Origin of the sequence: Arthrobacter subterraneus (genome assembly GCF_900099735.1) — a bacterium.
GTDB classification, from domain to species: Bacteria; Actinomycetota; Actinomycetes; order Actinomycetales; family Micrococcaceae; genus Arthrobacter_D; species Arthrobacter_D subterraneus.
On the sequence record NZ_FNDT01000011.1, the window covers coordinates 96,632 to 110,744 of the forward strand.

A 14,113-nucleotide genomic window follows, 5' to 3' on the forward strand; every position below is an offset into this window, starting at 1 on the left:
TCAGTGCTGCAGGACCGCCCGGAGGAAGGTGCGGGTACGTTCCTCCTGGGGGTCCTTGAATATCTGGGCGGGCGGGCCGCTTTCCACGGCCCTGCCGTGGTCGAACATCACCACGCGGTCCGAAATTTCCTCCGCGAAACGCATTTCATGGGTCACCATGAGCATGGTCATGTCAGTGCTGTGGGCCAGGTCCCGGATCACATTAAGAACCTCACCGATCAGCTCCGGGTCCAGAGCGGAGGTGGGCTCGTCAAACAGCAGCACCTTGGGCCTCATGGCCAGTGCCCGGGCGATGGCCACGCGCTGTTGCTGGCCACCCGACATCTGCGGCGGCGTGTGGTCCATGTGCTTGCTGAGCCCCACGAGGTTCAGGAGCTCGACCGCCCGCTCCTTTGCCTCACCCTTGTTCATGCCGAGAACCTGGACGGGCGCCTCCATGATGTTTTCCAGCGCAGTCATGTGGGGGAAGAGGTTGAACTGCTGGAAAACCATCCCGATCTTCCGGCGGGTGGCGCGCATCTGACGGGTCTCGCGCGGCCTGTCACCAGCCTTGACATCCCAAAGGACGTCTCCGTCCACCTTGACCAGGCCCTGGGTGGGTGTTTCCAGTGTCATCAGGATCCGCAGGATTGTGGTCTTACCCGAACCCGAGGGTCCGATGATGGATACCTTCTCCCCGGCACGGACCTCAAAGTTGAGGGCCTTCAGGACGTGGTTTTCCCCCCAGTTCTTGCTCACGTTGTCGAAGGAGACCATGGGCCCGGCGGCAGCAGAACCTGCGACGGCGGGAGAATCAGTGTTTGGGCGCATAACGCCGCTCCAATCTATTGACTATCTGGGATGCCGGGTAGCTGACGGCGAGGAACAGCAGCGCAGCGAGGGTGAGTGGTTCGAGGTAGCGGAAGCTGGATGACCCGATCGCCTGCGCGGTGGCCATGAGCTCCACCACGGTAATGGCGGAGAGGATCGCGGAGTCCTTGAACATCTGGATCAGGTAATTTCCGAGCATGGGCACTACGGTGCGGAACGCCTGCGGCAGGATGATCCTGCTCCAGACCCGACCGCGGGGCAGGCTGAGCGCCGTGGACGCTTCCCACTGCCCCACTGGAACGCCCTCAATGCCGCTGCGGTACACCTCAGCCATGTAAGCGCTGTAATTGATGCCGATGACCACCACACCGGTGGTGAAGGCGTCAAAGCTCACACCGTAGAGCGGAAGCACAAAGTACGCACAGTACGCCTGCACCAGCAGCGGCGTTCCGCGGATAAAGATCACGAAGAACGACGCCACCGGGGATACCACCGGGATGGCAAGACGGCGGACGACGGCGAGCACGAGGCCCAGTGCCGCGGCGATAGCGGTTCCCAGCAGGGTGATTTTTACCGTTACCCACAGACCCTGGAGGAGGAGAGGGATGATGGATAACGCAAAGCTGTTGTCCCAGATCACAGCGGACCCACTTTCGTCAGTTCGCGCACATTTTCCTTAATGGACTTGGCCTTGCGGTCCAGTGCGAAACGCCGCTCCAGCCACGCTGTCAGCAGCGCCAACAGCGAGGAGAGAACGAAGTACATCACCAGGATGGTGAGGAAGATCGCCGTCGTTTCACCGGTGGTACTCCGGATCATCTGTGCGCGGAACGTCAGGTCCGCGACCGTGACCAGCGAGACCAGGGACGTGTTCTTCAGCAGGTCCACCATGACGTTGCCCAGGGGCGGGAGCATGGCGGGAATGGACTGCGGAATGATGATCCTGCGCAACCGCAGTGCCGGGGTCATGCCGAGCGCGATGCAGGCTTCGGTCTGCCCCCTGGGACGGGAGCTGATGGCGCCGCGGACCACCTCAGCGGCGTAAGCGCCTTCATTCAGGCCAAGGGCAAGGACCGCGGCGGTCAGCGGGTGGAGCTGAATGCCGAAGAATGGGAGGGCGTAGAAGAACCAGAACATCTGCACAATGAGTGAGGTGCCACGGAAGGTTTCCACGAAAACCGCCGCCGGCCACCGCACGATCCGGTGACTCGACAGGCGTGCGGTCCCGGCTGCGAAGGCGACCACGAGGCACAGCCCACCACCGAGGATGGCGACCATGATGGTCGTGAGCAGGCCCTGCCATAACAGCGGGGCGTAGTCAATAATTGCGGACATAAAGTGTTCCTCTGCTGCCGGCGGGTGCTAGCCCTCGGTCTGGCAGAGCTCTTCTGTAGTGACACCGTCAACCACGCTGGCATCGAAACCCCACTTTTCAAGGATTTCGGCAAACCCGGGCTCCTGCTTGAACGCCTCAAGCTCCTTGTTGTAGGCCTCATGGAAGGCCGAGTCGGACTGGCGGAAGGCCGCACCGGAGCCGGTACGCGGGGCGTCTTCGACGGGATCGGTGACCTCGAAATCCGATTTTTCATCCTCGAGCGCACGCAGGGAGAGGGTCGGCAGCATAAAAGCGTCCACCCGGCCGGCGCGGAGCGCTTCGATCCCGCTGCGACCCTCGTTGACCTTTACCTGCTGGGACTCCGGAACACCCTGGGTCTTGAGGATTCCCTCTTCGAAACCGCCGGGAAGTACCGCGATCTTCAGTGCCGAGTCAGCGAGGACGTCCGCCACCGTCGCGATGCCCTTAGGGTTACCCTTCGGCACGGCGAAGGACTCGGTGGAAACGATCACCGGCTCGGAGTAGAGCACCTCGGCGCACCGCGACTGCTTCATGAACAGCCCTGCGGCGATTGCGTCCCACCGGTTGGCTTTCAGGCCGGGAATCATGGACTCGTAGGGCGTGATGACGCCCTCGATGTCCTCGATGCCCAGCCGCTTGCAGACGGCCCGGAGAACGTCCGGCTCGCAGCCGGTCACGGTGCCGTCCGCGTTGACCTGCGTGTAGGGGGGCTCATTGGCGATGCCTATCCGAAGGAACCCCTGGGACCTGGCAGTTTCAAGCAGGTCACTGGCAGCGCCCGAGGCGGGCCCACCCACGGCGGTACTGGAACAGCCCGTAGCCCAACCGACCACCGTGGCGCCGAGCACTGCGACCCCTGCGCCGCGCAGAACGTTCCGTCGTGAAATGTTGCCCGTCATATGCACTCCTTCGCCCGGAGGTACCGGGACTCCTCAAAATTGCCACTGTGATGTGGATTACACCTAACCTAGAATGAGCGTGTACTATTGTCAACAATCCGAATGTAAATTGCTGTGGTTGATTGGGTTTCAAGGATGTTTCCCACCCATAAGTGTCAAAACATCGGGTTCCCGGCATCAGCCACTACTCACCAGAGCCCCTCCCCGATTGGAGCCAGAAATGATCATCGGAATCCCCAAAGAAATCAAAAACCACGAATTCCGCGTGGCCATCACCGCGTCCGGAGTGCACGAGTTCCGCACACACGGACACACCGTTCTCGTGGAGCGCGGAGCCGGCCTCGGCTCCGCCATCACGGACCAGGAATACGCGATCGCCGGAGCAGAGATCGTCGCCGACGCCGACGACCTCTGGCGCCGCGCTGACATGGTGATGAAGGTCAAGGAACCCGTTCCTGCGGAATACCACCGCTTCCGTGAGGGCCTGATCCTCTTCACCTACCTGCACCTGGCCGCCGAGCCCGAGCTGACCCGTGAACTCCTCCGCGCAGGAGTGACAGCCATCGCCTACGAGACCGTCCAGGAGGGCCGTTCCCTACCACTGCTGGCGCCGATGTCCGAAGTGGCAGGGCGGCTCTCGGTCCAGGTAGGCGCCACCTCCCTCATGGCGCCCGCCGGAGGGAAGGGCGTGCTCCTCGGCGGGGTCCCCGGAGTCAGGCCGGCCAAGGTTGTGGTCCTGGGTGCCGGAGTGGCCGGGACCAACGCGGCAGCGATGGCCCTGGGCCTCGGCGCTGACGTCACCATCCTCGACATCAACATCGCACGGCTCCGTGACCTCGACGCGCAGTACCAGGGCCGCCTGAAGACTGTGGCATCCAACCAGTACGAGATCGAGAGGTCGGTGGTGGATGCCGACCTCGTCATCGGGTCCGTACTCATTCCCGGTGCCAAAGCGCCCAAGCTGGTCACCAACGATCTCGTTGCGCGGATGAAGCCCGGCTCGGTGCTTGTGGACATCGCCGTCGACCAGGGCGGCTGCTTCGAGGACAGCCGCCCCACCACGCATCAGGAACCCACTTACGCGGTGCATGACACAATTTTCTACTGCGTGGCGAACATGCCCGGCGCAGTCCCGAACACCTCAACCTACGCCCTGACCAACGTCACGCTCCGATACGCAGTAATGCTCGCCAACCTCGGAATCCGTACAGCCTTCGAGAAGGATCCCGCGCTGGCTGCCGGCCTGAATGTTGCATCGGGCAACGTTACCAACGCTTCGGTATCCCAGGCCCACGATCTGGCACTCGTGAGCGACTGGCGGGCCGCCCTTTCCGCCACCCCGACGGCAGCCTGATCGATTTCAGTGGCAGGAAAGCAATGAAAAAGCGTGCCTACTTCCAGCAAGCGAACGCACCATACCCACGGAGCCCCCATACCGGTGACCACTGCCCCGCCAATGGCTGGTGGACGCCGTTTGATGAAGAACAGTCGGCTCGGTTCATCCCGCAGGGAAACCTCATGCCGTCCGTCAACGGCCGAGCAGTGGCTTGGAAGCTACTGCCCGCAGGGCTAGGATCTGCGCATGCCGTCCCTGTCCGTGGTGATTCCGTGCAAGGACGACGCCCGACCGCTGGCACGCTGCCTCGCAGCCCTCGCGGCGCAGACGGCCTCTCCGCTGGAAGTAATCGTGGTGGACAACAACTCCACCGATGACAGCGCCGCGGTGGCGGCGAAGTGGGGCGCGAGAGTTCTACCGGAGGCTGCCCCCGGCATCGCCGCCGCCGCCTCCGCCGGGTACGACGCCGCTATCGGAGACATTATTGTCCGCTGCGACGCGGACACCGTTCCGCCGCCCGACTGGCTCCAGCGCATCGCCGCCCGTTTCGCCGCCGAGCCGGACCTCGCCGTCCTCACCGGTCCCGGCGACTTCTACGACGCCGGTCCCCTGCGTGCCCGGCTCGCGAACCTCGCGTACATGCAGGCGTATTTCGTGTCCATGGGCCTCGCCATGGCGCACTGGCCGCCGTTCGGCTCCAACTGCGCCTTTCGGCGCGCGGACTGGGAAACGGCCCGGCCCCGGATCCACCGCCATGACCCGGACGTGCACGACGACGTCGACCTCGGTTTCGCGCTCGATCCCGCCCAGCGCACGGCCTACGACCGCACACTGCGGGTGGGCATCTCGGCGCGTTCGCTCGAAGGCGGCGACGCCGGGCGGCTCCGCATCCGGCGGGCGTTCCACACCCTGGCGCTGAACTGGCGGGTGGTGCCGCCGTGGGAGCGCTGGCGGCGGACGCTCAGCGCACGGAGGGAGCGCCGTCGTCGGGGTGTATTGAAAAACTGAACAGCCGGCCGTCACTCAGGGGACGTGAACCGCTCGGGGTAGAGCAGCGGCAACTGCAGGGTCAGCCACGGGCTGAACGCCCACGGTGCGGCTGCCACGGCGGCGGTGAGCTGAAGCGGATCCGCCCACTGCACCTCCATCACCTCGTCCTCCCGCGGGTCCACCGGGGACGCGGCGCGGGCAGTGTAGACGGGACAGATCTCGTTCTCCACCACGCCCGAGGCGTCCACCGCCCGGTAGCGGAAATCGGGCAGCCGAAGCTCCAGGCGGTCCAGCCGCAACCCCAGCTCCTGCTCCGCACGGCGACGCACCGCGTCCTCGGTTGCCTCACCCGGCCCAGGATGCCCGCAGAACGAGTTGGTCCAGACGCCCGGCCAGGTGCGCTTGGACAGGGCGCGGCGAGTGATAAGGATACGGCCGTCGTCGTCGTAAATGTGCGCCGAAAACGCGAGATGGAGCGGTGTGGAGGTGGAGTGAACCGTAGCCTTGTCCTCCGTGCCGACGGGTGTTCCGTCCTCGGCCGCCAGGACAACCAGCTCTGCCGTGCGGTTCATTTCCCTCCCATGGGTAGCGCGTGTTTACTTTAGCTATGGACAAGGAGACCACACTGGCTGGTTTGACCGACAGCCAGCTCGTCAATGATGTCCTGACGTCCATTGTCCGGCGGCTCCGCGCATGAGCCGGGACCGGGACGCGCTCGCCGACTACACCAACGCCGCCTTCACCTCATCCGCGGTGGTGCTGCGCTCCTACTCAACCTCGTTCGGGCTGGCCTCCCGCCTGTTCGAGGCCGGCGTGCGCCGCCGGGTCGAGTCCGTCTACGCCCTGGTGCGGGTTGCCGATGAGATTGTCGACGGCGTCACCGCCGCCGCAGGGCTGGCCCCGGAGGAGACCCGCCGCCAGCTCGACGGATTCGAGCGGGAAACCGAACGCGCCCTGGACCTCGGATACAGCGCCAACCTGGTGGTGCACGCCTTTGCGGACACGGCACGGCTGACCGGGATCGGGAGGGACCTGACGCGGCCGTTCTTCGCGTCGATGCGGGCGGACCTCGACCGGGTGGAGCATACGCCTGAGTCCTTCACCGAGTACGTGTACGGCTCGGCGGAGGTGGTGGGGCTGATGTGCCTGAAGTGTTTCCTCCACGGATATTCCGTGAGTGCCGCGGAGAACGCGCGGCTTGAACGGGGCGCCCGCCACCTCGGAGCCGCGTTCCAGAAGGTCAACTTCCTCCGGGACCTCGCCGAGGACTTCACCTCGCTGGGCCGCAGCTACTTTCCGGGGGTCTCTCCCGCGAACTTCGACGAAGCCGCCAAGCAGCGGCTGCTTGAGGACATCGACCACGACCTGCGGGAATCCCGCGCCGTGCTCCGAGGCCTCCCGCCATCCAGCCGCCGCGCCGTTGCGCTGGCGCAGGAACTTTTCGCCGAACTCGCGGAGCGGATCCGGGCCACGCCGGCGCCGGAACTCATCCGCACCCGGATCAGCGTGCCCAACACCGTAAAGCTGCGGATCGCGGCGGCGGTCCTTGCCGGCCGGCGCGGGTTCGAGACAACCCGTCCAGACGCCCGTCCAGACAAGATAGAGGCACCGTGAAGCCACGTATTCCGTCCGGGCGCGCCGTCGTCGTCATCGGCGGCGGCATCAGCGGTCTCGCCACGGCCGCGCTGCTGGCAACCGAGGGTCACCGGGTCACGGTGCTGGAGAAGCAGGGCACTGTGGGCGGCCGCGCGTACTCCTGGGAGCAGGACGGATTCCGGTTCGACGCCGGACCCTCCTGGTACCTGATGCCCGAGGTGATCGACCACTTCTTCCGGCTGCTCGGCACCTCCGCCGCGGAGCAGCTGGACCTGGTGAAACTCGACCCGGGCTACCGGCTGCTCTCCGAGGGATTCCCGGAGCCGGTGGACGTTCCCGCCGAGCGCCGCCGCGTGGTGGAACTTTTCGAGCGGCTGGAACCCGGTGCGGGCGCGGGGCTGGAACGGTACCTGGACTCCGCAGCGGACACCTACACGATGGCCGTCCGCCGGTTCCTCTACTCCACCTTCGAATCGTTCACTTCCCTGCTCACCCCGGACGTGCTCGGACGCCTGCCGCGCCTTGGCCGCCTGCTGCTGGAACCGCTGCACAGCTACGCCCGGCGCTACGTCACCGATCCCCGGCTGCAGCAGATCCTCGAGTACCCGGCGGTATTCCTCGGCACCTCCCCCTTCACCGCCCCGAGCATGTACCACCTGATGAGCCACCTCGACCTCGACGACGGGGTGCTCTACCCGATGGGCGGGTTCGCCCGCCTGGTGGAGGCCGTTGAACGCCTCGCCCGGGAAGCAGGAGCCACCATCACCACCGACGCCGAGGTCCTCGAGATCGAGACCGCGTCCACCTCATCACGCAGGCGGCCCGCCGCCGTGCGCGGGGTGCGCTACCGCACGGGCGACGGGGCGGAACACCGTGCGGCGGCCGACGTCGTCGTTTCCGCAGCCGACCTGCACCACACCGAAACCGCGCTGCTACCCCGCAACCTGCAGACCTACCCCGAGCGGTACTGGAAGCGCAGCACCGCCGGCCCCAGCGCCCTGCTCCTCTACCTCGGCGTACGCGGCGAACTGCCGCAGCTGCAGCACCACACGTTGCTGTTCACCGAGGACTGGGAGGAGAACTTCCGGGCGATCTTCGGCAGGACGCCGTTCATCCCCACCCCGGCGTCGATGTATGTGTGCAAGCCCAGCGCCACGGATCCGGAGGTGGCACCGGAAGGGCACGAGAACGTGTTTGTCCTGGTGCCGATTCCCGCGGATCCCAGCCTGGGCGGCAGCGGGGGTGAGCGGATGGAGCGCGTTGCCGACGCCGTGATCGGGCAGCTCAGCGAGTGGGCGGGAATCCCCCATCTTGAAGAGCGCATCGTGCTGCGGCGCAGCTACGGGCCCGCGGATTTCGAGCGGGACTACCACTCCTGGAAGGGCACCTCGCTCGGCCCGGCACACACACTGCAGCAGAGCGCGTTCTTCCGTGCCGGCAATATCAGCCGCAAGGTCCAGGGCCTGTACTACGCGGGCGGTTCCACCATTCCGGGGATCGGCATTCCCATGTGCCTGATCAGCGCCGAACTGGTCATCAAGCGGCTGCGCCGGGATACCAGCACCGGGCCGCTGCCTGTCCCGCTCCGCCCGGGCCGGGTCCGCGAAAACACGGTCGCGTGATGGGCGCTGCCTACCTCCTGTTCCTGCTCGCCTCCCTGGGGTGCATGGTCCTGCTGGACCAGCGGCTGCGCCTCTTTTTCTGGCACGACGCCGGCCGGGCGGCTGCCGTGCTGGTCACCGGGGTGCTGTTCTTCCTTGCCTGGGACCTCGCGGGGATCGGCCTGGGGATCTTCTACCGCGGGCAGACCGACATCATGCTCGGGATCACCCTCGCGCCCGAGCTGCCGCTGGAGGAAGCGGTCTTCCTGACGTTCTTCTGCTACCTCGTCATGAACCTGTTCCTGCTGTTCCGCCGGCATTTCGCCGCGCGGCTGCAGGCGGCTGACAGCGCGGCGGAGCGCCCATGACCTACTGGCTGCTCAACGCGGTGTTCCTCGTTCCGGCCCTCGCGGTCGGTCTCCTCGCGGTGGCGAAGGTGCCCGGGCCCCGGCGCAAGGCGGCGCTGGCAGCGGCGGGGTGTGCCGCCGTCGTCGTGCTGGTTCTGACTGCCGTGTTCGACAACATCATGATCGCCGCGGGCCTGTTCAGCTATGCACCGGACCTGATTTCCGGGCTGTCGGTGGGCCTGGCTCCACTGGAGGATTTCGCGTATCCCGTGGCGGCCGTGCTGCTGCTGCCCGCCCTGTGGCTGCTCCTCGGCGAGCGCGGACGCAAGCGCAACCGTGAACGGAGGCGGCAGCCGTGAAGACCCTCCGCACCCTGCTGCTGTCCTCGCGGCCGCTGTCCTGGGTGAACACTGCCTTCCCCTTCGCGGCGGCGTATCTGCTGACGGCGGGGCAGATCGACCTCGCATGGATCATCGGCACCCTCTACTTCCTCATCCCCTACAACCTGGCGATGTACGGGATCAATGATGTGTTCGACTACGAGTCAGACCTCCTCAATCCGCGCAAGGGCGGCGTCGAGGGTGCGGTGCTCGACAGGACCATGCACACCATCACGCTCCGTGCCGCGATCGCCACCAACGTGCCGTTCCTCGCGGTGCTGGTGCTCCTCGGCGGACCGCTGTCCTGGCTGGTGCTCGCGGTCAGCGTCTTCGCGGTGATCGCGTACAGCGCTCCGCGGCTGCGCTTCAAGGAGCGGCCGTTCCTCGATTCGGTCACCTCGAGCACGCACTTTGTCTCCCCTGCGGTCTACGGGCTGGTGCTGGCTCAGGCGGAGTTCACGCCGGCGCTGTGGGCACTGCTCGGCTCGTTTTTCCTCTGGGGGGTGGCGAGCCAGGCCTTCGGTGCGGTGCAGGACGTGGCGGCCGACCGCGCCGGCGGCATCGCCTCCATCGCGACGGTGACCGGCGGCCGGGCGACGGTCCGCTTCGCCATTGCCGCCTACCTGATGAGCGGCGCGCTCATGCTCTTCACCCCCTGGCCAGGGCCGCTGGCGTCCTTCCTGGTGCTCGCCTACGTGATCAACATTGTTCCGTTCGCGTCCCTGGAGGACGACGACGCCGGCCTCGCCCACCGCGGTTGGGAGCGGTTCCTCTGGCTGAACTACGTGACCGGTTTCTTCGTGACAATGCTGCTGATCTGGTACGCGGCGATCCGCTGACTTGCCTTTCTTCTCCCGAACGGAGGGGCCGCTCAGCGGTTGGAGACACGCCGCAGTATCTCGCGGTAAATGGTGGTTCGGGAGACGGTGAAGAGTTCGGCCAGTTCCGCCTGGGTGTATTTGTCCTCATCGACCAGCTCGTAGAGGTGCCGACGGCGGGTTGGAGACAGTTTTGGCTGTTTGCCCCGCAAGCGGCCTTTGGCTTTTGCGACGGCCATGCCCTCACGGGTGCGTGCGCGAATCAGATCGGACTCGAATTCGGCGACCATGCCCAGCACGTTGAACATCAAGCGGCCTACCGGGTCGGTGGGATCGTAGACGCTGCTGCCGAGGCTGAGTGAGACGCCTTTGCGCGTGAGCTCATCAGCGATGTCTCGTGCATCAGGCAGGGAACGTGCGAGGCGGTCGAGTTTGGTGACCACAAGTGTGTCACCGGCGCGGACTGCGGCCATTGCCTGGAGGAGTCCGGGGCGTGCGCGGTTTGTACCCGTCAACCCGTGGTCGACGTAGATGTAGTCGGCTTCCACTCCGAGGGCGGCCAAACCTTCGCGCTGGATGGTGAGGTCTTGTTCGTGGGTGGATACGCGAGCGTACCCGATCTTCACCATTTCAGTGTTCCACTTAACCCACCCTCACGGGGCATTTCACCGTACCGGCTTTTCGTGCACCGCGAGTGTTTAGGGTGATTTTGTAGGCTTTGTGATTGGGTGTGCGGCGCTGGGGGTTCGGCTTACGACCGTCTATCGGGCCCCGCTGCGCAGGAAGGGTCAGCCTGACTCTCCCGCTCGTGTCTGCTATTTAGTTGGCGATACTGTTGCGTCGTGACGAACAGCTATGACCAGAGCGATTTGAACATCTACGGTGCCGAGGATGACTTCGAGATGGACGCCATCCTCGATGCGCTGGACGAGGCGACTTCGTCGATAACGCTCGACTCCGCTGAGCCTGCGGGCAAGGATTGGAGTCGGCTCCTTGTGGCGCCGAGACGTGCTGCAAGTGGCTTGACCCGCGCGGATCTGCCGAATGAGCCGGGGGTTTACCTGTGGTCGCGTGGTGGGGTTCCGCAGTATGTCCGTACGGCGACGAGTCTGCAGAAGCGGCTCTCGACGCACCTTGGCGGAGGTGTGAGCCTTGCGGGATCTTCGTTGCGTCGGAATGTATGTGAGCTGCTGTTTCAGATCCCGCCCAATGTCACGGGCAATCCGAACCGGCAGAAGGTGACGGCTGGGCAGGCGACAGCGATTCGGAGCTGGTTGCTGGGCTGTGATGTTTCCTGGCTCCGAGCGCGTACTGAGCGTGACGCTGCCGCGTTGGAGGCTCGGCTTCGGCATGTATTTCGGCCGCCGTTGAACCGGGTGTAGCCCTCAAGCTACGGACAGCGAGGCCACCGCGGCCATTCGCGCCTATCGGGCGATACCGCATCCCTCTCGTCGGTCCAGAACCATTGCTTGAAGCTGTTAAGCGAAGCTGGTCAGGCCTACACTCGGAGGATCACGGCGGTTGCGAGGGGAAGCGGCACATCATGAAGAAGTGGTCCAAGCCGGCACGGATCTTGTTTTGGCTCGCAGTGGCACTAATCGCTTTTATCGTCTTGCGAATGATCCTGGGTGACTCAGCTTGGTTCGTGGCTGCTATTCCGGGATACATCTTCGTGGGCTACATGGCGAACCTCGGGGTGCAGCAGGTTCGCCATCCGCCGAGCTCCGAGCCAGGGGATGCAGCCAAGTAGGAACCGACTTTGCACGTGTTCGGTGAGGGATCCGGATGGTTCTGTCAGCTCCCACTGCAGCAACGGGCGCGTTGCAGAAGCTCCGGCTGTGCTCCTTAACGCAATTCAGTTCTTAGATCGTCGGCGGAACTCGTTCAGCAGCCGTTCTTACATATGGAAGCAGTTCGGGCCAAGCCATGGAGCTGAACCCCCAGGTCGCGAAGATGGGGTCGATGGACTCGCTCTTCGCTTGTAGAAGCTTCAGTTCGCTGGTTTTCGGTAAGGGCCGTGGGACACAGAATTGGAAATACTTCCAGCCCAACATCGCTGGATTGTTGGCAGGTATAGGGTCGAGGGCTGCTGCGTTCTGTAGCTCGTCCTCGCCGCCGTTCCATTCCAGTACCGTGTAGAGCGGATATTCTCCTTTGGAGTCTTTCACTGTGCCGACTACGCGGAGGAGCAGTCGAGCGGATCCTTCAATATAGAGCTGGTGATCTCCCGCGACTCGGTCAGTCGTGCGATAGGTTCGCTTTCGAAACCGTTTGGGAGGCCGCGGCTCGGTCAATAGTTTCTCCCTCAACTTAGTTAGGGCCGAACGTCGCTTAGGCACATCCTGAGGTGCCCACCGTTCGTACTCGGATGGAGACTCGGTGATTTCAAGGGCGACCTTCATAACTTCTGGGGTGACGTGCCCCGAGGCGTGCTGGGCGGCGGCTAAACCCAGCCAGACGTCGTTATTGTCTGGGTCTAGCCGGTCATCGAAGCAGTACTCATCAAGAATTTTCTCGACTACTTCATCCAAAGGCAGTCCATCTCCGACATGCTTCGCGAAGTCCTCGCGCACATCGCGGGATGTGTCATTGCTGAAAATGCCGGTGCCCCAGGCGCCCATCAAACCCCCAACTTCGATAGCTATTCTCGGTGCCGTTCGTCCACCGCTCCTGAGCCAACAATATTGCGGCGCTCGACCAACCCGCCGTTAGGACCCTCCAGAGAAAGACGCCGGAATGAATCGAACGCTGAGGGATCCTGCGGACGCGTATCGGATATGATTGGGTCCCGGTTAGCAGTCCAGTGGCTATGCGATAGCTAGTTGATTTTTCTGCGTCCAGATGTCCCAGTACTGTTTCGGCGTCATGCCGTCGAGGGACCCGTGGGGCCGTTCATGATTGTAGATGTTCTTCCATTCCTCGGCCAAGTACTTCGCTTCGGCCATGGTGTCGATGATTTCCCCAGTGAGTTGTTCCCTTCTGAATTGGGCGTTGAATGACTCGGCGAACCCGTTCTGCCAAGGCGATCCCGGGTCAATGAACGCAGTATCTACCCCGGCAGTGGCGCACCAGTTGACCAGCGCTGCGGCGGTGAATTCCGGTCCGTTATCGGAGCGCACATAGGTTGGGGTGACGCCGGTTTCGGCGATGATGTCCTCCAGCACCGCGACTACATCGGTGGCGGTGAAGGACCTGCGCGGAACGATGGCCAGGGCGGTCCGGGTGTACTCGTCAATGACGTTGAAGAACCGGACATGCCTCCCGCAGGAGGTCACATCGGATTGGAAGTCGAAGCTGATCACGTGCATCGGGTATTCGGCCTTCAGCCGCTTCTGCTCCCCGGCGCCGGGCCCGGTGCGGCGACGCTTACGCGCCTTCGGCTTGCACGTCAGTCCCTCGGCCCGCCAGAGCCGGCGCACCCGCTTAGCGTTGAGCACCACGCCAGCCCACTCCGGCTGGGCCAGCAGATGCCAACGAGCCTTCCGCCACCCCCACGCCGGATGCTTCGCGGCCACCGCCCGCAACGCCGCACGCAGCCGAGCTTCCTCGAAACTAACCACCGGCCGTGCCTTACGCAAAGCGGAACGATTCTGCCCCAGCACCTTGCACGCGAATCTCTCGGACGCCCCGAATTTCTCCACCGCCATGCGCACTGCACGCCGGCGAGGTTCGGGGCTCAGAATTTTCCCTTAGCCACCTCATTCAGTATGTCGATGGCCAGTTCTTTCTCCGCCAGCAACCGCTTCAGCCGGGCGTTTTCCTTCTCCAAGTCCTTGACCGCTTTGGTTTGGGCTGCGTTCTGCTCGGAGCCGTACTGCTGCAGCCACCGGTACCAGGTTGCCTCGGTGACCTGCAGCTCCTTGATGACCTCGATCATCGGCTTGCCGTCATTGAGCATTTTCTGCCCCTGCCGGACCTTCGCGACGACCTGATCCGGGGTATGCCTACGTGCCATAATCTGTGAATTTCCTCCTGCACC

Annotated in this window: 16 protein-coding genes; 8 read left to right on the forward strand and 8 right to left on the reverse strand. The window is 64.3% G+C overall.

The window, feature by feature from the left end; genetic code table 11:
- The 4 genes from ehuA to ehuB are packed head-to-tail and all read right to left on the reverse strand — an operon-like array spanning position 1 to position 3,066.
- On the reverse strand, positions 1-810 hold the full coding sequence (gene ehuA, locus BLS52_RS12445) for an ectoine/hydroxyectoine ABC transporter ATP-binding protein EhuA (RefSeq protein WP_281241717.1): 810 nt from the start codon (positions 808-810) through the stop codon (positions 1-3).
- Complete coding sequence (gene ehuD, locus BLS52_RS12450) at positions 794-1,450, reverse strand: ectoine/hydroxyectoine ABC transporter permease subunit EhuD (RefSeq protein WP_090587113.1); 657 nt, start codon at positions 1,448-1,450, stop codon at positions 794-796. The genes ehuA and ehuD overlap by 17 nt, the downstream gene beginning before the upstream one ends.
- Complete coding sequence (gene ehuC / locus BLS52_RS12455) at positions 1,447-2,145, reverse strand: ectoine/hydroxyectoine ABC transporter permease subunit EhuC (RefSeq protein ID WP_090587114.1); 699 nt, start codon at positions 2,143-2,145, stop codon at positions 1,447-1,449. The genes ehuD and ehuC overlap by 4 nt, the downstream gene beginning before the upstream one ends.
- A 27-nt stretch (positions 2,146-2,172) precedes the next feature.
- A complete protein-coding gene (gene ehuB / locus BLS52_RS12460) occupies positions 2,173-3,066 on the reverse strand; it encodes an ectoine/hydroxyectoine ABC transporter substrate-binding protein EhuB (protein ID WP_090587116.1) in 894 nt (297 codons plus the stop codon).
- Between the two features lie 220 nt (positions 3,067-3,286).
- On the opposite strand from ehuB, the gene ald reads away from it, so the two are divergent.
- Both ald and BLS52_RS12470 read left to right on the forward strand, forming a co-directional pair.
- Positions 3,287-4,420 (forward strand): alanine dehydrogenase, encoded by a 1,134-nt coding sequence (ald, locus tag BLS52_RS12465; RefSeq protein WP_090587117.1) that lies wholly within the window; start codon positions 3,287-3,289, stop codon positions 4,418-4,420.
- 228 nt (positions 4,421-4,648) lie between these two features.
- Positions 4,649-5,410, forward strand: coding sequence for a glycosyltransferase family 2 protein (locus tag BLS52_RS12470; protein WP_090587119.1), 762 nt, complete (start codon positions 4,649-4,651; stop codon positions 5,408-5,410).
- Positions 5,411-5,421: 11 nt separating this feature from the next.
- Here the strand turns inward: BLS52_RS12470 and idi are convergent, their stop codons facing one another.
- Positions 5,422-5,964 carry an isopentenyl-diphosphate Delta-isomerase gene (idi, locus tag BLS52_RS12475; protein ID WP_090587120.1) on the reverse strand — a complete coding sequence of 181 codons (543 nt, stop codon included), beginning with the start codon at positions 5,962-5,964 and terminating at the stop codon, positions 5,422-5,424.
- A gap of 121 nt (positions 5,965-6,085) precedes the next feature.
- Here idi and BLS52_RS18545 point away from each other — a divergent pair, with 121 nt between their 5' ends.
- From BLS52_RS18545 to BLS52_RS12495, 5 genes are read left to right on the forward strand one after another with little or no spacing between them, the layout of a single operon-like run.
- The gene (locus tag BLS52_RS18545; RefSeq protein WP_175460162.1) at positions 6,086-7,006 is read left to right on the forward strand and encodes a phytoene/squalene synthase family protein; all 921 of its coding nucleotides are present in this window, start codon (positions 6,086-6,088) and stop codon (positions 7,004-7,006) included.
- Positions 7,003-8,610, forward strand: a complete 1,608-nt coding sequence (crtI, locus tag BLS52_RS18550) for a phytoene desaturase family protein (RefSeq protein WP_175460163.1) — start codon at positions 7,003-7,005, stop codon at positions 8,608-8,610. Before BLS52_RS18545 ends, crtI begins: the two co-directional genes overlap by 4 nt.
- Positions 8,610-8,957, forward strand: coding sequence for a lycopene cyclase domain-containing protein (locus BLS52_RS12485; protein ID WP_090587122.1), 348 nt, complete (start codon positions 8,610-8,612; stop codon positions 8,955-8,957). Before crtI ends, BLS52_RS12485 begins: the two co-directional genes overlap by 1 nt.
- Positions 8,954-9,295, forward strand: coding sequence for a lycopene cyclase domain-containing protein (locus BLS52_RS12490; RefSeq protein WP_090587123.1), 342 nt, complete (start codon positions 8,954-8,956; stop codon positions 9,293-9,295). The genes BLS52_RS12485 and BLS52_RS12490 overlap by 4 nt, the downstream gene beginning before the upstream one ends.
- On the forward strand, positions 9,292-10,155 hold the full coding sequence (locus BLS52_RS12495; protein ID WP_217636756.1) for a prenyltransferase: 864 nt from the start codon (positions 9,292-9,294) through the stop codon (positions 10,153-10,155). The genes BLS52_RS12490 and BLS52_RS12495 overlap by 4 nt, the downstream gene beginning before the upstream one ends.
- A gap of 32 nt (positions 10,156-10,187) precedes the next feature.
- Here the strand turns inward: BLS52_RS12495 and BLS52_RS12500 are convergent, their stop codons facing one another.
- Positions 10,188-10,763 (reverse strand): recombinase family protein, encoded by a 576-nt coding sequence (locus BLS52_RS12500; protein ID WP_175460164.1) that lies wholly within the window; start codon positions 10,761-10,763, stop codon positions 10,188-10,190.
- 213 nt (positions 10,764-10,976) lie between these two features.
- Between BLS52_RS12500 and BLS52_RS12505 the strand changes: the two genes are divergently transcribed.
- The gene (locus BLS52_RS12505) at positions 10,977-11,516 is read left to right on the forward strand and encodes a GIY-YIG nuclease family protein (RefSeq protein WP_090587125.1); all 540 of its coding nucleotides are present in this window, start codon (positions 10,977-10,979) and stop codon (positions 11,514-11,516) included.
- Between the two features lie 480 nt (positions 11,517-11,996).
- Here the strand turns inward: BLS52_RS12505 and BLS52_RS12515 are convergent, their stop codons facing one another.
- Positions 11,997-12,755, reverse strand: coding sequence for a DUF4259 domain-containing protein (locus BLS52_RS12515; protein ID WP_090587128.1), 759 nt, complete (start codon positions 12,753-12,755; stop codon positions 11,997-11,999).
- A 186-nt stretch (positions 12,756-12,941) separates the two neighbouring features.
- Positions 12,942-14,089 (reverse strand): IS3 family transposase gene (locus BLS52_RS12520; protein WP_090585897.1). Its coding sequence is split into 2 segments (ribosomal slippage): positions 12,942-13,816 and positions 13,816-14,089, totalling 1,149 coding nucleotides; the frame shifts between segments, so codons are not numbered across the junction.
- Positions 14,090-14,113: the final 24 nt, after the last annotated feature.